Annotated in this window: 17 protein-coding genes; 5 read left to right on the forward strand and 12 right to left on the reverse strand. The window is 65.4% G+C overall.

What is annotated here, in order from left to right; all coding sequences use genetic code 11:
- The first annotated feature begins 10 nt into the window (after window positions 1-10).
- Window positions 11-487: a peptide-methionine (R)-S-oxide reductase MsrB gene (msrB, locus tag HHL08_RS10105; protein ID WP_169572817.1), complete on the forward strand. Its 477-nt coding sequence runs from the start codon at window positions 11-13 to the stop codon at window positions 485-487.
- Here msrB and HHL08_RS10110 read toward each other — a convergent pair.
- The 5 genes from HHL08_RS10110 to purH form a co-directional block, all read right to left on the reverse strand.
- Window positions 474-2,231 (reverse strand): hypothetical protein, encoded by a 1,758-nt coding sequence (locus tag HHL08_RS10110; protein ID WP_169572819.1) that lies wholly within the window; start codon window positions 2,229-2,231, stop codon window positions 474-476. The genes msrB and HHL08_RS10110 overlap by 14 nt on opposite strands.
- The gene (locus HHL08_RS10115) at window positions 2,209-2,607 is read right to left on the reverse strand and encodes a GtrA family protein (RefSeq protein ID WP_169572821.1); all 399 of its coding nucleotides are present in this window, start codon (window positions 2,605-2,607) and stop codon (window positions 2,209-2,211) included. Before HHL08_RS10115 ends, HHL08_RS10110 begins: the two co-directional genes overlap by 23 nt.
- A gap of 5 nt (window positions 2,608-2,612) precedes the next feature.
- A complete protein-coding gene (locus HHL08_RS10120) occupies window positions 2,613-4,136 on the reverse strand; it encodes an NAD(P)/FAD-dependent oxidoreductase (protein ID WP_169572823.1) in 1,524 nt (507 codons plus the stop codon).
- 169 nt (window positions 4,137-4,305) lie between these two features.
- A complete protein-coding gene (locus HHL08_RS10125) occupies window positions 4,306-4,638 on the reverse strand; it encodes a UrcA family protein (protein ID WP_169572825.1) in 333 nt (110 codons plus the stop codon).
- Window positions 4,639-4,814: 176 nt separating this feature from the next.
- Window positions 4,815-6,404 (reverse strand): bifunctional phosphoribosylaminoimidazolecarboxamide formyltransferase/IMP cyclohydrolase, encoded by a 1,590-nt coding sequence (gene purH, locus HHL08_RS10130; protein WP_169572828.1) that lies wholly within the window; start codon window positions 6,402-6,404, stop codon window positions 4,815-4,817.
- A 157-nt stretch (window positions 6,405-6,561) separates the two neighbouring features.
- Here purH and HHL08_RS10135 point away from each other — a divergent pair, with 157 nt between their 5' ends.
- The gene (locus HHL08_RS10135; RefSeq protein ID WP_169572830.1) at window positions 6,562-8,508 is read left to right on the forward strand and encodes a S9 family peptidase; all 1,947 of its coding nucleotides are present in this window, start codon (window positions 6,562-6,564) and stop codon (window positions 8,506-8,508) included.
- A 157-nt stretch (window positions 8,509-8,665) separates the two neighbouring features.
- On the opposite strand, the gene HHL08_RS10140 is transcribed toward HHL08_RS10135, so the two are convergent.
- The 7 genes from HHL08_RS10140 to htpX form a co-directional block, all read right to left on the reverse strand.
- Window positions 8,666-9,277 carry an Imm26 family immunity protein gene (locus HHL08_RS10140; protein ID WP_169572832.1) on the reverse strand — a complete coding sequence of 204 codons (612 nt, stop codon included), beginning with the start codon at window positions 9,275-9,277 and terminating at the stop codon, window positions 8,666-8,668.
- A 21-nt stretch (window positions 9,278-9,298) separates the two neighbouring features.
- Complete coding sequence (locus tag HHL08_RS10145) at window positions 9,299-11,065, reverse strand: heparinase II/III family protein (protein WP_328804636.1); 1,767 nt, start codon at window positions 11,063-11,065, stop codon at window positions 9,299-9,301.
- The gene (gene rpe / locus HHL08_RS10150) at window positions 11,062-11,724 is read right to left on the reverse strand and encodes a ribulose-phosphate 3-epimerase (protein WP_169572834.1); all 663 of its coding nucleotides are present in this window, start codon (window positions 11,722-11,724) and stop codon (window positions 11,062-11,064) included. Before rpe ends, HHL08_RS10145 begins: the two co-directional genes overlap by 4 nt.
- A gap of 89 nt (window positions 11,725-11,813) precedes the next feature.
- Complete coding sequence (locus HHL08_RS10155; RefSeq protein WP_169572836.1) at window positions 11,814-12,305, reverse strand: diguanylate cyclase; 492 nt, start codon at window positions 12,303-12,305, stop codon at window positions 11,814-11,816.
- Between the two features lie 53 nt (window positions 12,306-12,358).
- Window positions 12,359-13,651 (reverse strand): RsmB/NOP family class I SAM-dependent RNA methyltransferase, encoded by a 1,293-nt coding sequence (locus HHL08_RS10160; protein WP_169572838.1) that lies wholly within the window; start codon window positions 13,649-13,651, stop codon window positions 12,359-12,361.
- Window positions 13,652-13,676: 25 nt separating this feature from the next.
- Entirely contained in the window at window positions 13,677-13,982 is a 306-nt protein-coding gene (locus HHL08_RS10165; RefSeq protein ID WP_169572840.1) for a hypothetical protein, read from the reverse strand.
- Window positions 13,982-14,911: a zinc metalloprotease HtpX gene (gene htpX / locus HHL08_RS10170; RefSeq protein WP_328804637.1), complete on the reverse strand. Its 930-nt coding sequence runs from the start codon at window positions 14,909-14,911 to the stop codon at window positions 13,982-13,984. The genes HHL08_RS10165 and htpX overlap by 1 nt, the downstream gene beginning before the upstream one ends.
- An 88-nt stretch (window positions 14,912-14,999) precedes the next feature.
- Here htpX and HHL08_RS10175 point away from each other — a divergent pair, with 88 nt between their 5' ends.
- The 3 genes from HHL08_RS10175 (at window position 15,000) to HHL08_RS10185 (ending at window position 16,846) form a co-directional block, all read left to right on the forward strand.
- Complete coding sequence (locus tag HHL08_RS10175; RefSeq protein WP_169572844.1) at window positions 15,000-15,173, forward strand: DUF1674 domain-containing protein; 174 nt, start codon at window positions 15,000-15,002, stop codon at window positions 15,171-15,173.
- Window positions 15,174-15,333: 160 nt separating this feature from the next.
- On the forward strand, window positions 15,334-15,801 hold the full coding sequence (locus HHL08_RS10180; protein ID WP_328804638.1) for a hypothetical protein: 468 nt from the start codon (window positions 15,334-15,336) through the stop codon (window positions 15,799-15,801).
- Between the two features lie 169 nt (window positions 15,802-15,970).
- Window positions 15,971-16,846, forward strand: coding sequence for a UTP--glucose-1-phosphate uridylyltransferase (locus tag HHL08_RS10185; protein ID WP_169572846.1), 876 nt, complete (start codon window positions 15,971-15,973; stop codon window positions 16,844-16,846).
- The last annotated feature ends 104 nt before the right edge of the window (window positions 16,847-16,950 follow it).

The following is a 16,950-nucleotide window of genomic DNA, read 5'->3' on the forward strand; positions in this document are numbered from 1 at the left end:
ACCCAGCGCCATGAACAGACGGCATTTCCTGGGTGGCGTCACGACTGGCGCGGTGGCTCTGGCCTTTTGGCAGTTTGCGCCCGAAGAGGCGCAGGCGGCCTATCCCTTTGTGCTGAGCGACGCGGAATGGAAGAAGCGGCTCAGCCCGTGGGGTTATAAGGTGCTGCGCCAGCAAGCCACCGAATATCCCGGCAGCAGCCCGCTCAACGACGAGCATCGCGCGGGTATCTTTTCCTGCGCCGGTTGCGATCAAAAGCTGTTCAGTTCCAAGACCAAGTTCGACAGCGGCACCGGCTGGCCCAGCTTTTACGCGCCGCTGCCCAAAGCGGTCGGCACCAGCCGAGACGGTTTGCTGGGCTATGCGCGCACCGAAGTCCATTGCGCGCGGTGCGGCGGGCATCTGGGCCATGTGTTCGACGACGGGCCAAAGCCGACCGGCAAGCGCTATTGCTTGAACGGCGTGGCGATGAAGTTCAGTCCCGCCTGATCCGCCAGACATGGAGCGGGCCTTGCGTCGGCACCGGTTCCAGCCAGTCGGGGGGAGATCGCTTCGCCAGCAGGGCGGCGAGGCCCTGCTTATTCTCCTGCCCGTAGAGCCGATATTCGGTCAGCCCGTCGCAGGTCACGAGATAGGTGGCGCTGGTGGGGGCGATGACGGCGCGGGCCTTCTCCGGCGCATCGACGAACCCCTCGATCACCGCGGTAATGCCGGTCGCATTGCGGTGATGCGCGGTGCCGATGACGCCATGGCGCGTCTGGACGAGGATGTCGGGACCAAGGTCGAGCGGCGCGAAGAGCGTGGCGGGCGGTAGCGCCTTCAATGGAGCCAGCACACTGGCGGCGCGGCAGTTGGCGCTCGCCGCCTTGGCAGGCTCGGGCTTGGCCGCTACCGCCACCCACGCCGCACAAAGGCCCGCGGGGGTCAACAGCACCAGCGCGACTGATCCGATCACCCGCACCAGCGCCGCGCGCGACGCCTGCGTCCTAGTGAACAGCCGCGCGACCAGCCAGGCGATGCCGGGCAGCGCGAAGACATGGGCGACCGACAGCGCCCGCATCACCAGCAGCGCGATCATGGTCGATCCGGCGAGCAGCAGCGCCAGCACCAACCAGCGCATCCGGGCTTCGCCTTGGTGCGCCCGCGCGGCCAGCAGGCTGGCATAGAGGCCGAGCAATGCGGGCAGCAGGATCACCCCTTGCAGTGACAGGCTCTGTTCCCAGATCGGCCGCCCTTCCAGCACTTGCAGATACCAGAGCCGGTAAGCGATCGGGCCAAGCGCCGCGAAGGGATCGCCCGACAGGCACGGCCCGCCGGTCAAAAGGAAGGCCGCCAACGCCGCACCGCCGCCGATCGTTGCGACGGCCAGGCGACGGCCCGCATGGGTCGTGCCGATCAGCCGCGCCGCGATCGTCGTGGCGAGGGCCAGAACGACGAGCGGCCAGAGATACACGAAGGAGAGCGCATCGCAGCGGCTGTCGATGAGCGCCTGCGGTCCGCGCAGCAGCGCCAGCAACAGCAGGGCCGCGCCGCCCAGCATGGCCGCGAACGCAATGAAGCGCGGCGCCTGATCCCGCGCCATCCAGTGACGCAGGGCGAAGGCGGCGGCGAAGAGCGTGACATAGGGCAGCGACTCGCTCGAAATCTGGAGCCATAGCGCCAGTGCCAGCCCCGCGACGATCCCGCCGCGCGCCGGCCGCGTGTCGAGCGCGCCGCACAGCGCCAGCGTCGCCATGGCGATCTGCCAGCCATGATGGTCGATCCGCAGCGGTGTGAACTGCACCAATATGCTGGGACTTGTCAGCAGCAGCGTGACGCCGAGCAGGGCGATGCCGCTGCCCGTCACCCGTCGCGCCGCGACGAACAGCGTGGCGGTCAACCCGCCGAGCAGCATCAGCGGCACGAGGGCGCAGGCGACCAACTCCGCGCCCGCTGCGCCCATCATTGGCCGCAGCAGCAGGATCAGCGCCGCGATCGGCATGTCGACGATCCGCGACCAGTGCATCGGCCCGCCGACCGGCGGGTTCACCCTATGCTGGATGACGTCCCAAAAGGCTTGCCCGCCGATCCAGTCGCGCACCTGGGCCAGGCGCATGGCATCGTCGGGATCGCGAAAGGCGAGGGTAGAGAAATCGCCCCGGAACAGCCAGAGCATCGCCATGCTGCACAGCAGCCAGGCGATCAGCGCCCAAAGCGCGGTGCGCGGGGCATCAGGCCTTGCCGAAAATGCCATATTTGCGGATCGCATAGACGGTCAGGAAGCTGGCCGGGACCGACAGCAGCTTGGCGATCGGCGGAGCGAGGCCAATGGCGCTGAGCGCGCCCACCAGCGCCATGGTGATGCCCATGCCCACGGCCGCGCTGACCACGAAGCCGATGCGCTGGGCGTGGGTCGGCCCATGCGCCAGGTCGAAGACGAAACGTGTGCTGATGACCCAATGGACGACAAGGCCGACCAGATAGCCGCCCAGCGCCGCGATCATCGGTGCCGCGCCACCATGGTCCAATATCAGGAAGGTGGCGAAATCGCTCGACAGCGCGCAGACGCTCGCCAGCAGATAGCGGGCGAACATCAGCCGCGCGAAAAGCGCGCCGATCTGCTGCGCCATGGCGCTCAGGCGGCCTTCAAGCGCGAGGGTACGGCGCGAACGCTGGCCAGCGCAGCTTGCGTGTCGGCATCCTGGCCCTCATCGCCCGCCTCATGATATTCGGCGTCCTCGTTGACGCTCCACACATCATGGATGCGCGCGCCAGCGCCGATGTTGCGCACGGTCAGCATCGCCGTCATCATCGCATGGTCCTGATTATTATAGCGGTGCATCCCGTTGCGGCCGACCATGTGCAGCGTCGGGTAACGCGCTTCCAGCTCGCTGCGCATCGCCAGCACATTAGCGGCATAGTCGTCGTCATAGACCGGATAGGCCTTTTCCTGCCGCACCACCGCGCCGCCCACGACATCGTGCGGGTTGCACAGGCCCAGTTGCGCCATCTCGCGCGTGGCGAGCGCGATCAGATCAGCGTCGTCGGCGGACCAGAGGCCATCGCCTTCAAAGCAGAAATATTCCAGCCCCACGCAGGCCAAAGAAGGATCGGGCACCATTTCGGGCGACCAGCTGCGGAAATTCTGAATCCGGCCGACCTGCACCTTGCTGTCATGGATATAGATCCAGTTGTCGGGGAAGATATCCTCCCCCTTCACCATCAGCGCCACGGTCAGGAAGTCGCGATATTTGAGGTCCATCGCCTGCGGCAGTGTGTCGGGCAGCGGGTGGATGCGGCCCGCCAGTTCGCGCATCGGCGCGGAGGAGATGACATGGGCGGCGTCGATCACGACATCGCCGTCCGGGCCGTCGGCGATCAGCCGCCAACGGCCCGACGCCTGATCTTCCTCCAACCGCTTGAAGCTGTGCGCCATCAGTATCTGGTTGCCGCCCTCGACCACCCTATCGCGCGCGGCTTCCCACATCATGCCGGGGCCAAGGCGTGGATAGCGGAATGTTTCCAGCAACGTCTTGGTAGCCATGCCGTCATTGGGTCGCTTATTAAGGCCAAGCGAGCGTTTCAGCCCGTCGACGACCGCGCCCCAGAGCGACAGGCCCTTGATCCGCTGCGCCGCCCAGTCGGCCGACATTGCGTCGCAGGGCATGCCCCACACCTTCTCGGTGTAGGTCTTGAAAAAGATGGAAAAGAGCTTGTGGCCGAAAGCGTTGACGGTCCAGTCCTGAAAGGAACGGACGTTGCGGTTCGGGAACAGCTTGGCCTTGGCGAAACTCGCCATGCACAGGGTCGAGCGCCAGATGCCGAGATTCCACAAGGCTTCGAACGCGCGTAGCGGATAGCTGTAGAATTTGCCTTCATAATAGATGCGGCTCATCCGCGGGCGCTGGATGAAGTCGTCGGGCAGGATCTCGTTCCACAGATCCACGACCTGCTGCGACTTGGAAAAGAAGCGGTGCCCGCCAATGTCGAACCGGAAACCGTCCAGTTCCACCGTGCGGCTGATGCCGCCGACATAGACCGGGTCTTTTTCGATCACCGTGACGTTCAGGCCCTGCTTGGTCAGCAGATAGGCGGCGGTCAGGCCCGCCGGGCCAGCGCCGATGATGGCGACGTCCACATGTCGGTCGGTACGCGGCATGGCAGGCTATTCCCCCGGAAGATCGTTCGTGCCTGCCGGAGTGAAGGAAATCCTCTAAGGACTGGTTAACGCGCGGTAAGGATGAGCGGCCCGCGCATGACAAAGGGCCGCTCCATGGGCATGGAACGGCCCCCTGCAGTTCCCCTTCGCGTGGGGAAGGCGGATGTTCTCAGCTCTGGCGCTGGGCCAGCGTGCTCAGGTCGTTGCGCGCGCCGTCGATCGCGCTGCCGAAGCAATTGCGATAATCCTCGGTCACGGGCAGGACGGAGCCGTTCACAAAGCCGCACACCTGCTTGGCGGCGCGAGTCACGCGCGAATCGGCGCGGCGCATGCCGTTGGTGCTGGTAAGGTTGAGGTCGGCCACGGACACGGCCAGGCTGCGGGTTTCGGTGCCGGCGCGGCCGTCCACGATCACATCCATGTCGTTGCTGCCGGCGCTTGCCACGCCAGGCAGCGCAACGGCGATAGCGGCGGCCATGGCCACCCACGTTTTCTTGGTCATCCTGTATCTCCTGTCGAATATTGTTCTAATTGTCTGCCCCGCGTCTGACGTGGAAACAGGGCCATGCTCTAAATAAGCGCACAGGGCGTTGATGAAAAGAGGCCACTTTATAAAAAGTGGCTGAAAAGCGTTATTTTGCAGGTGCGAAGGGATCAGCTTCGCACCCGCGTCAAAGCTTAGTGCCGGAAGTGGCGCATCCCGGTGAAGACCATCGCCAAGCCAGCTTCGTCGGCGGCGGCGATGACTTCGTCGTCGCGGATCGATCCGCCGGGCTGGATCACAGCCGTCGCGCCGGCCTCCACCGCCGCCAGCAGGCCGTCGGCGAAGGGGAAGAAGGCGTCGGACGCGACCGCCGAACCGATCGTGCGGGGCGTGTCCCAGCCGGCCTTTTCAGCGGCGTCCTTCGCCTTCCACGCGGCGATGCGCGCGGATTCAAGGCGGTTCATCTGGCCAGCGCCCACGCCCGCGGTGCTGCCCTCCTTGGCATAGACGATGGCGTTCGATTTCACATGCTTGGCGACGGTCCAGGCGAACAGGCAGTCCTTGAGTTCCTGGTCGGTCGGCGCGCGTTTGGTGACGACCTTCAGCGCGTCGCGGTCGACCTGGCCATTGTCGCGGCTCTGGACCAGCAGGCCGCCGGCGATCGTCTTGATCTGAAGGCCGGGACGCGCCGGATCGGGCAGGTCGCCGGTCAGCAGCAGGCGCAGATTCTTCTTCTTCGCAAAGATTGCCCTGGCTTCGTCATTGGCGTCGGGCGCGGCGACGACTTCGGTGAAAATGCCGCTGATCGCCTCGGCGGTCGGGCCGTCGAGCGGGCGGTTGACGGCAATAATGCCGCCGAACGCCGATACGCTGTCGCAGGCGAGCGCGGCTTCATAGGCTTCGATCAACGTCTCGCCGGTGGCGACGCCGCACGGGTTGGCGTGCTTGACGATCACCACGGTCGGCGGGCCATTGCGAAACTCGCTGACCAATTCCAGCGCGGCGTCGGCGTCGTTATAATTATTGTAGCTCAGTGCCTTGCCCTGGATCTGGCTGGCCTGGGCGATGCCCTTGGCGGACGGACTGGTAGGCAGGTAGAGCGCGGCGGACTGGTGCGGGTTTTCGCCGTAGCGCAGCGTGGTGGACAGGGTGCTGGCGACGGCCAGCGTGTCGGGGAACATCACGCCCTGATCTGCGAAGGCGAACCAGCTGGCGATCATCGAATCATAGGCGGCGGTGGCGGCATAGGCTTTGGCGGCCAGCATCCGGCGGAAATCATAGCTGGTCGCCCCGCCCTTCTCCGCCATTTCCGCGATCAGCCGGTCATAGTCGGCCGGATCGGTGACGATCGCCACGCTCTCATGATTTTTCGCGGCGGAACGGACCATCGACGGGCCGCCGATATCGATATTCTCGATGATCTCCTCGCGCTCCGCGCCCTTGGCGACGGTCGCGGCGAAGGGGTAGAGGTTGACGACCACCAGGTCGATCGCGCCGATTTCATGGCTCTCCATCGACGCGACATGGTCGGGGTTGTTGCGGACGGCGAGCAGACCGCCATGGACCTTGGGGTGCAGCGTCTTGACGCGGCCGTCCATCATTTCGGGGAAGCCGGTGAGGTCGGAAATATCCTTCACCTCCAGCCCCGCCTCGCGCAGCGCCTTGGCGGTGCCGCCGGTCGATACCAGTTCGACGCCATGCTGGCCCAATGCCCGGCCCAGTTCGATCAGGCCGGCCTTGTCGGACACGGACAACAGGGCGCGTTTGATGGGATAGTCGGTCATGAGCAAGGCGCTTTCTACAGGCAAAGGGCAGGACGGCTTTGCGCCAGCCCCATAGGCCCGGACCGCGCAAAAATACAGTGCGAAAGCGCGATTCCGCTTGGCTTGGAACCGCATGCGCATAGTGTCCTGCTCCATCACGACAGTTGGGGAAATCATCATGCGCCGTCTGCTTGCCGCCACCGCCTTGCCGTTGCTTATCGCGCACCCCGCCGCCGCCCAGATCGCGACCCCCGACCGGCCCGTCACCGACCCCGCCAGCCTGCAATCGCCCGCCAATCCCAAGGCGCGCGCCGTGCCGGTGGCGGATATCGGCGCGTCGCGCACGCTGGGCAGCGCGGCGTGGAGCATCGATGGCAAGCAGATTTTCGTCGCGACCAACCTCACTGGCCGCACCAATATCTGGCGGACCGACACGGCGGGCAGCTGGCCGGTGCAGCTGACCCAGTCCGACGACGCGCAGACCGGCCTTACCGCATCGGCGGACGGCCAATATCTCTATTTCCAGCAGGATGTCGGCGGCAATGAATATAGCGACATCTACCGCGTGTCGGTGGATGGCGGCGCGGTCGAAAATCTGACCAACACGCCCGACCGGCGCGAAAGCGGGATGCTGCCCGGCCCGGTCGGCGGGCTGGTGGCGCTATCGACGAAGCTCAAGTCGCAGGGCCAGACCAACGTCGCGGTGATGGACGCCAGCGGGACGGTGCGCGTGCTGACGAAGGAGGCCGACCCGCAATATGGCTGGAGCCCGATCGCCTGGATCGATGGCGGCAAGGCGCTGATCGCCAATCGCGATCGCGTGGATTCCAAGGTGGCCGAGGTGTGGCGGATCGATGTCGCGAGCGGTGCGGCGACCAGGCTGATCGCCAAGGCTGATACGGTCTATGTCGCGGCGGACGCAACCGCCGATGGGAAATGGATCGCGGTCAACACCGATGTCGGCACCGGCCAGATTCATGCCGGCCTCTATGATGTCGCCGCCAAGCGCTGGAAATGGCTGAAACCCACGCCCTGGGAGCAGACCGCCAGCCTCTTCACCCGCGACGGCAAGACGCTGATCTTCGGCACCAACGCCGATACGCGCAGCACGCTCTACACCTATGATCTGGCGAGCGGCGCGGAGAGCGCGCTGCCGATCCCACCGGGCGTCAATTATCCCGTCGGGCGCGAGCCGCGATCGCCCGATGGCCGCACATTGATGGTCAATCATTCGGGCGCAGATTCGCCGGCCAATCTCTATCTCTACGATCTGGCGACCGGCGCATCGCGGCCCGCGACCCAGCTCGCCATCGCCAGCCTCCAGCCCGACGTGCTGCCCAAATCGACCGTCGTCACCTACAAAAGCTTCGATGGCACGCTGGTCAGCGCGATCGTCACCATGCCCGCAAACCTGAAGCGCGATGGCGGCAATCCCGCGATCGTCCTGCCCCATGGCGGCCCGACCGGCCAGGCGCAGGACGGGTACAGCCGCTACGCCACCGCCTTCGCCAGCCGCGGCTATGTGGTGATCCAGCCCAATTTCCGCGGCTCGACCGGCTATGGCAAGGCGTTTCAGGACGGCAATTACAAGGATCTGGGCGGCGGCGATTTGAAGGACACGATCGCGGCCAAGGATTTCCTGGTGAAGACCGGCTATGTCGACAGCAAGCGCGTCGGCATTTTCGGCGGCAGCTATGGCGGCTTCATGACGCTGATGGCGATCGGCCGCGCGCCCGACGCCTTCGCCGCCGCGGTGCAATGGTTCGGCATCATCAACTGGCGCACCATGTATCGCGACCAGGACGAGGAACTGAAAGCCTATCAGCGCGGACTGCTCGGCACGCCGGAAAGCGACCCCAAAGTCTACGACGCCGCCTCGCCGCTCACCTATATCCGCGCGGCCAAGGCGCCGTTGCTGACGATCCAGGGCGAAAACGACATCCGCGTGCCGCGCGGGCAGGCGCAGGAAGTGCATGACATATTGAAGGCGAAGGGGAATGTGGTCGAAACCATCTTCTACCCCGCCGAGGGTCACGGCTTCCAGAAGCGCGAGAACCAGCTGGATTCGCTGACGCGGACGGTTGCATGGTTCGACAAATATCTTAAGCCCGCTGCGGGGCAATGATGGGGAGTGAGTTGAAGAGCCGCCGAAGGATGGCATCCACGTCTTCTCCGCGTGAGAAAATTTAATCGCGCGGAGACATGCTGGCTTACATCCGGATGGCGAGAAGGGTGGTTAGGGGACTGTCTGTTATTAGCCCTCTACCGCCGAAAACCAGAAATTAAGGTATGATAGCTTTTGCCGTTTCGACAGCATAGTCGGCTTTGAGATCATCAAAGCGCGAGTGCCAATCTCCAATACCATGCATGGCCTTTAGAGCCGTTTCCAATCGAACGGGAGCAACCACCGTCCGAAGTCGCAACATGGCACCCTCCGATGATGTGGCCTTTCGGGTATATGATCGATCACGCGCCTCGATATACATGTCCGTACCTTGGCTGACTTTGAACCAAGGCTGAGGAATAGTACCCAAATTATCCTGATAGTTGCCGATAATACTCCAATCTCCGTGATGCAGCTTGGCGTCGAGAGTAAGGGCTGCAAATTGGATGGGGGCTCCATCCACGGTTGAAATTGCGACATCGTTGTTCACGACCTTGTCAAAGACAACGACATAGAGTTCACCCTTCCAGTCACCCACAATCTGCCCAAGGCCGTTGCGCTCTTGATCGATCGGCATGAGAAAAACATCACCCAGCTTCACACGTTGCGGCATTCGACAATCCTTGCATAGCTGAGATGTCTTGGCCCAAGCTTCCAACGTCCGCAATCGGGCAAGAAAATTCCACGGCGGAACGGCAACAAATGGTCGATCCCAGACGGTCCGTTCCATCAGCCCCACGGCCCAACCGGCTCACCCCACCCGCTTGAAAATCCAGCCGATGCTCGATCCGCCGGGCAGCGCTTCGCTGGTCACGACCAGTTGCTTGGTCGGGTGGGGGCGGCCGTCGCCGTCGACCCACAGGCTGTCCTCGACGCTCAGTACACCTGCGCCGGTGCGATATTGCCAGAGGGCACCATGGTCGATGCGCAGCAGCGCACCCATATTGTCGGCGGTCAGCGTCGGTTCGACGCCCGGTGCCAGGTGGAAGCGCAGCTGCACCGGCTGTTTGGCGGGCTTGCGGCGGCGTTCGGCGGGGGTTAGCATATCCTCGCCCCGGATTTCCTTGCCGTCGCCGCTCATCAACAGCAGGCGGCGGTGGACATAGCCCAAGCGGCGGACATAGCCGTCATGGGACAGGTCCAGCCGGCTGCCATTGTCCAGCTCCTGCCGGTTCAGCTCGACTTCGGTCACGCCCTTGCCCAGCGTGCCGTCGGGCAGCAGCGCGGTCGAATTATTATCGTTGAGGATCAGCGTGCTGTGCGCGGCGGTGGTGCGCAGTCCCTGCGCCAGATCGCGCGGTATCCACGCTCCCTCCAGGGCCGCGCCGCCGCAATTGACGACCAGCCGCAGCGGCCCGTCGCTGATCTCGATCGCGCCGGTCGATGCGCAGCCCGCTTCGGCGAGGCGCGCGACCGGGGGCGGGGCGGCGTCGATCTGGAGCACGGTCGCGCCCGCGGCGATGCGCTGATAACCCCAGTCGCGCGCCTGGCGCAGCGGCCGGGCGCGGACCCGGCTGGCCGCGACCACGGCGGACACCAGGTCGGGGTCGATCGCGCCGGACCCCTGCCAACTGCCAAGGCCGCCGTCGCCATGGGCCAGGCCCAGCAGCGCCGGGACCGCGCGGTTCAATCCTTCGATCAGGCAGGCGGGCGGGGCTTCGCGGCGCACGTCATAGACTGCGCGCAGCATGGACAGCAGCATCACCGCCTCCAGTTGCGCCAGCGGGGACCGCGACACGATGCCGCCATCGGGATGGAAGCCGCTGTCGATCGCGCGCTTGAGGCCCGCTTCGCCGAACAGCTTGCGTGGCCCCCCGCCGGGAATCAGCAGCGCTGCGGCGACGATGCCGCACCAGACGACGAGGCGGGGCAGGCCCATCGGCGCCTTGTCGGCGCTGCGATCCAGATGGCGGGCGGTGCGCGCAATGCAGTTCAGCACCAGCGAGCGATAGACCAGGTCGCTGGACGAAAGGATCAGCGGCGCATGGGCGGTCCAGAACAGCAGCCGCCAGCCGGCATTGTCCGCGCGCCAGGCCGGTTCGCTGGGCGTTTCATGATGGGCCGCCAGCCATTTGCGCATCACGCTTTCAGCGATCGGCGCGCCCTGTTCCCGCGACGCGCTGCTGGCCAGGTCGCGCAGCCAGCGGAAGCCGTGCAGATAGTCGGCAAAGGCCGGGCCGACCGACAGCTTGGCGAAGTCGAGCGCATCGACCGGCAGCTTGTGCCCGCGGAACAGGAAATAGCCCGCCCGCATCGCCGCGCCCGCCCGGCCATCGCCGGGAATGGCGTCATCCGGCACAGCCAGCAGCTTCAGGGGATATTTACCGCGCAGCTTGCGGCCGTGGATCGGCGTCTTCCAGCTGAGCAGATAGAATTGATTGGCGATCTTTTGCGCCAGCGACAGGCCTTTGTCATCCGCGACGCGGATGAGGCGCTTGCCCTGCTCTATGCCGTCGTCGCCGGCATCAGGCGCGGCGTCGGGGGTGGAGCGGCTGGCGATGCGCCGGTGGTCGTTCACCCGCCCCGCAGCTTCCGGATATTGTCGGCATAGGCGGACGGGCCGCCACGGAAGGTGGCGGTGCCCGCGACCAGCACGTCTGCGCCGGCTTCGATCGCCTTGGGCGCGGTGGTGAAATCGATGCCGCCGTCGACCTGCAAGTGAATCTCGCGGCCGGTCTTGTCGATCATCTTGCGGATCGCTTCGATCTTGCGCAGCTGATTGTCGATGAAGCTCTGCCCGCCGAAACCGGGATTGACGCTCATCACCAAGATCAGGTCGACGTCGTCGATCAGATAATCCAGCATCTTGGCCGGGGTGCCGGGGTTCAGCACCACGCCCGCCTTCACGCCCAGCGACTTGATATGCTGGACGGTGCGGTGGATGTGCGGACCCGCTTCGGGATGGACCGTAATGATGTCGGAACCCGCCGCCACGAAGGCTTCGAGATACTGATCGACCGGAGAGATCATCAGATGGACGTCGAAGACCTTCGTCGTGTGCGGGCGCAGCGCCTTCACCACGTTGGGGCCGATGGTGATGTTCGGCACGAAATGGCCGTCCATGACGTCGATATGCACCCAGTCGCATCCCGCTTCGTCGATGGCGCGCACCTCCTCGCCCAGGCGGGCGAAGTCGGCGGAAAGGATGGAGGGCGAGATGAGAATGGAACGGGTCATTAACCGTTCGCCTTAATCGCCACCGGGGGCGAGGGCAACGGACATTTGCAGGCGAGTCGCGATTGTTTCCGCGCTGCGCCTGCGGCGCTTTACAGCATCACGAAAATCGTGGGGTCCAGCCGCTGCGACGCGGGCGCGCCGCGGGGCAGCAACTGCTTGACGCCATGCAGCCCGACCACGACCCCATCATCGTCCAGCACCGGCGCGGCGATCAGTCGCATGGCGCATTGGCCCGCACCGTCGATCTGGTTGATATCGACGTCCAGGGTGAAGCCGCGTTTATGGCGGATGGCATAGGTGCGCAGCCGCTCCATCGCGTCGCGGGAGTCCGGGGTGTAGAGCGACACGGACAGCGGGCGCGATACCGCGCTGTCGCGTTCCAGCCCGAATATGTCATAGACCCCGGCGGTCCAGCTCAGCGCATTGTCGGCCAGGTTGCAATGCCACAGCCCCAGCCCCCGTTCCGCCAGCGCCGCGTCGTTGCGGGCGATGCTGGAATCGAGCAGCACCGGGGCAAGATGTTCGCGCAGGTCGTAGAGCGGCCAGCTATGATTGAGGGGAAGAGGCTCGATCGGACGCACAGGGGGCACCTTTTACGCGGGGAAATCCTCTCTAAGCCCTTCATGGTTAAGGCTTAGTTCGCCCTTTTGGCAAGCCTCGCGATGAAAAATCCGTCCGCGCCGCCCTGCGCCGCCAGCGTGTCGGGCAATGTCCGCAGCCAGCCCTGTGCCGTGGGGGCCATGCCTTCGGGCATTTCGTCAGCTTCCACAGGGATCAGCGCGAAGTCGGGGCGAGCGGCCAGGAAGCGTTCGACCTGCTCTTCGCCCTCGGCCCGTTCCAGTGAGCAGGTGGCGTAGATGATCCGGCCGCCCGGCTTCAGCCAGTCGGCGGCGCGGGCCAGCAGCGCGCTTTGCAGTTCGGCCAGTTCCGCGATCTGGCGCGGGCCGATGCGGTGCAGCACGTCGGGATGACGACGGTAGATGCCTGTCGCGGTGCAGGGCGCATCGAGCAGAATGGCGTCCACCGGCTCCTCCGGCTGCCATGTCCGCAGGTCGGCGGTCGCGACATCGGCGGTCAGGCCGGTGCGCGCCAGATTTTCGGTGAGCCGCTCCAGCCGCTTGCTTGACTGGTCGATCGCGGTGACGCGCCAGCCGGCCGCGGCCAGCTGCATCGTCTTGCCGCCCGGTGCGGCGCACAGGTCCAGCACATCGCGGCCTTCTCCCGGCCCCAGCAGCCGCGCGGCGCAGGAGGCGGCGATATCCTGCACCCACCAGGCGCCGTCCGCAAAGCCGGGCAGGGTGGGTATTGCAACGCTTTCGGGCAGGCGGACATGGCCCGGCGCGAACGACGCGCCACCCAGTTCAGCTGTCCACTTCGCTGTCTCCGCTACGTCGCGCAGGCTGATGTCGACCGGCGGGCGGATCGCATAGGCATGGGCGGCGGCCAGTGGCATGGCGTCGCCCCATTGGGCGGCCCAGCGTTCGGCGACTTGCGCGGGCAGGGTCAGGGGGACGGGCAGGGCGGGTTCGCCGCGCGTCACCGTGCCGAACACGCCATGGACCAGCTTGCGTGGCCCGCCATCGACCAAAGGCAGGGCGGTGGCGATGGCGGCATGGGGCGGGGTGTCGAGCACCAAAGTCTGGACGAGGGCGATGCGCAGCACCATCCGCGCCTTGGCGTCGGGGGGCAGGATCTGCTTGGTCGCGCCGTCGATCAGCGCGTCGAGATCGGGCAGGTGGCGCAGGGTTTCGGCGGCGATCGCATGGACCAGCGCGCGGTCGGCGGGCGGCAATCCCTGCGCCGCGCCATGCAGCGCCAGCTCCAGCGGATCGCCCCGACGCAATACCGCATCGAGCAGTTTCAGCGCGGCGCGGCGGGCGGGAAGGCCGGGGACATCTTCGGGGCGGATTGCGGGACGGCGGGACATGGGCGGCCCCTACGCGCTTTCGCCATCAAAGAAAATGGGAGACGCCAAAGCCAATGGCGAGGAACAGCGCGACCCAGGACAATATGCCGACCCAAAGGGCCAGCCAGTCGGACCGGCGCGGCTTGGGGCGGCTACCCTTGGGCACCACCCGCAGCGAGGAGGGGATGCGTTTGGTGCCGAATGTCGCGACCGCGATGAGCCGTCGCCCAATGCCGTGAAAGAAGCGGGCGGTGTGGCGGGAAAAGACATGATTGACGGTCAGTTCCACGGCAAGGCCGCCGACCTGCCGAAACAGGAAGCCGGCCGCTTCACTGACAACCTCGTCCACCATCAGCGGCCGTGCGGGTCGAGCGCGCTGCGACGGCGCGGGGGCGGCGCTGCTGGAGAGAGGGCGGAGGCGCGGGGCGCTGCGCCGATTGTGGGCGCGCCCATCTGCGCCGCCAAATCCTGTAGCGCGGCGATCCGCTTTTCCGTGGCCGGGTGAGTGGAGAAGAGTTCGCTGACATGGGTCGGCACGATATAGAGCTGCGCCGCGGCCGGATTGCGCTGCGCCACCGGGTTGGGAATCCGCTCGGCCGCTCCCGCGATCTTGGCCAGGGCGGCGGCGAGGGCATGGGGATTGCCGCTGATGGCCGCCCCGGCCCGGTCGGCGCCATATTCGCGGGTGCGGCTGATCGCCATCTGCACGATCATCGCGGCGAAGGGGGCGACGATCACCGCCATCAGGCTGGCGATCATATTGCCATGCCCGCCTTCCCGGTCGCCGCCGCGGAAGAAGAGGCCGAAATTGGCCAGCATCGAAATGGCGCCCGCGATCGTCGCGACCATCGTCATGATGAGCGTGTCGCGGTTCTGCACATGGCCCAGTTCATGCGCCATCACGCCGGCTACCTCGTCGCGACTCAGCATCGAGAGCAGGCCGCTGGTGGCGGCGACGGCGGCGTTTTCCGGGTTGCGGCCGGTGGCGAAGGCGTTGGGCGCGTCCTGGTCGATGATATAGACGCGCGGCATGGGGAGCTGCGCCCGCTGTGCCAGATCGCGCACCAGATTGTAGAAATCGGGCGCGCTCTGCGCATCGACTTCGCGTGCGTCATGCATCCGCAGCACGATCTTGTCGGCGTTCCAGAAGGTGAAGAGGTTCATGCCCGCCGCCACCAGCAGCGCGATCACCGCCCCGCCGCTGCCGCCCAGCGTATAGCCCAACGCCATGAACAGCGCGGTCAGCGCCGCCAGCAATAGGGTCGTCTTCATTCCGCTCACTTGCACTCGCCTCCGTGTCGGCCCAGATAGCATCGCAGTCCTGAATATGGGGGTGATGTCGCCCCTCCGCAATCGAAAGGCCGCCACCATGGGAACCTTCAACGGCAAACGCCCCGCGCATGTGCAGCCGCCTGCGCACCTGTCCAAAAGCCCGCCGGTGCCGCAGCCCGATCCGCTGGACCAGCCCACGCCCCATGACGAGGCGATGAGCCCGGTGCGCTATGGCGATTGGGAGCGGAAGGGCATCGCGATCGATTTCTGAGTTGGCTCTAAATCCTTGATCCTGCTGGCATGACTCGGCTCGCCGTCGATTTTGCACGGCTGCCGATGGCCCGTGCCGCCGCTGCGGGGAGTCAAGCGCCTCGCTCTGGCCTTTTGCCCCGCAAGGCCTGAAGGCTTGGGGTAAGAGGAGATAGTGGGGCGTGGGCGTACAATTGGTTTCTGACGGGAATGGCAAGGCGGTTTCGGATTATGCGCCGGAGGATGCGGCGCTGCTCTGCGCGGTCGGGCGGCTGGTCTGCGCCTGGACGATGCTGGAACAAAGCCTGGAGGCGAAGATCGGCCTGTTGCGCGACGCCATGGGCGACATACGCACCGTGGGCGCGCGGACCCGGCCAAGCATGGCCAAGCTGATGACCGAATTGCGCACGATGGTCGCGATGCGGGACCGGCGCAACGCCAGCGCGCTGACCGAAATTTCCGCGATCGAGCGCGACATACAGCGGATCGACCGCTTCCGCGCGCTCATCATCCAGGGGTTTCACCAGCCCGAACCGGGCGGATTTACCTGCCGCGACAGCCGCAACACGATCCATCATGTCGCCTTCGATCATCTCGATGGCGAAATCGCTGCGCTGGAAGGTGTCGCCAGCCGTCTTCTTGCCGTGTAGGGCGACGCCTTTTCGAATAGTGCGCTCGCCAATTCGTTCGTCTTGCCCATGTCTTAAATCGGGCTGAAAAACCCGCCACACATCATCATAACATGCGCGCGACGCTTGACCTTTTCTGCACGGGCGGCAATTCAAAGCCCGATCGCGTCCGCGTGAAAGGGATACCAACTTGACCAAGCCGATTCGTAAAGCCGTTTTCCCTGTCGCCGGGCTTGGCACGCGATTTCTGCCTGCCACTAAAGCGGTGCCCAAGGAATTGCTGCCGGTGGTCGATCGTCCGCTAATCCAATATGCGGTGGATGAAGCGCGCGAAGCGGGGATCGAGCAGTTCATCTTCGTGACCGGTCGCGGCAAGGGCGCAATCGAGGATTATTTCGACATCGCTTTCGAATGCGAGACGTTGCAGCGCGAGCGCGGCAAGGATTTGTCGGCGCTGGAAGGGACGCGGCTCGATCCGGGCAATGCCGTCTTCCTGCGCCAGCAGGAATCGCTGGGCCTGGGCCACGCCATCTGGGTGGCGCGCGACATCATCGGCGACGAACCCTTCGCCATCCTGCTGCCCGACGAATTTATGAAGGGCGAAAAGGGCAATGGCTGCATGAAGCAGATGGTCGACGCCTATGAGAAGGTCGGCGGCAATCTGGTCTGCGCGCTGGAAATTCCGATGGATCAGACGCCCAGCTATGGCGTGATCGATCCGGGCGCGCGCGACGGCGCGCTGACGGAGGTCAAGGGGCTGGTCGAAAAGCCAAAGCTCGGCACCGCGCCCAGCAACTTGATCCTGCCGGGCCGCTACATCCTTCAGCCCGACGTCATGAAGATCCTGGAAAACCAGGAAAAGGGCGCTGGCGGCGAAATCCAGCTGACCGACGCCATGGCCTCGCTGATCGGCAAGCAGCCTTTCCACGGCGTCGCCTTCGACGGTCGCCGCTTCGATTGCGGGTCGAAGGCCGGCTATATCGAGGCGAACCTGGCGCTGGCGCTCGAGCGCGCGGATCTGGGCGACCATATCCGCGCCTTCGCGACGGCGGAACTGGCGCGCTGAACTGCAGCTTGACGTGCTCCCGCGTAGGCGGGAGCACGGAACGAATGAAAAAAGGCGGCTCCCCATAGGAAGCCGCCTTTTTTCATATCGTTGAACCTGGGTGC

The sequence above is a fragment of the Sphingobium psychrophilum genome (genome assembly GCF_012927105.1).
GTDB lineage: Bacteria > Pseudomonadota > Alphaproteobacteria > Sphingomonadales > Sphingomonadaceae > Sphingobium > Sphingobium psychrophilum.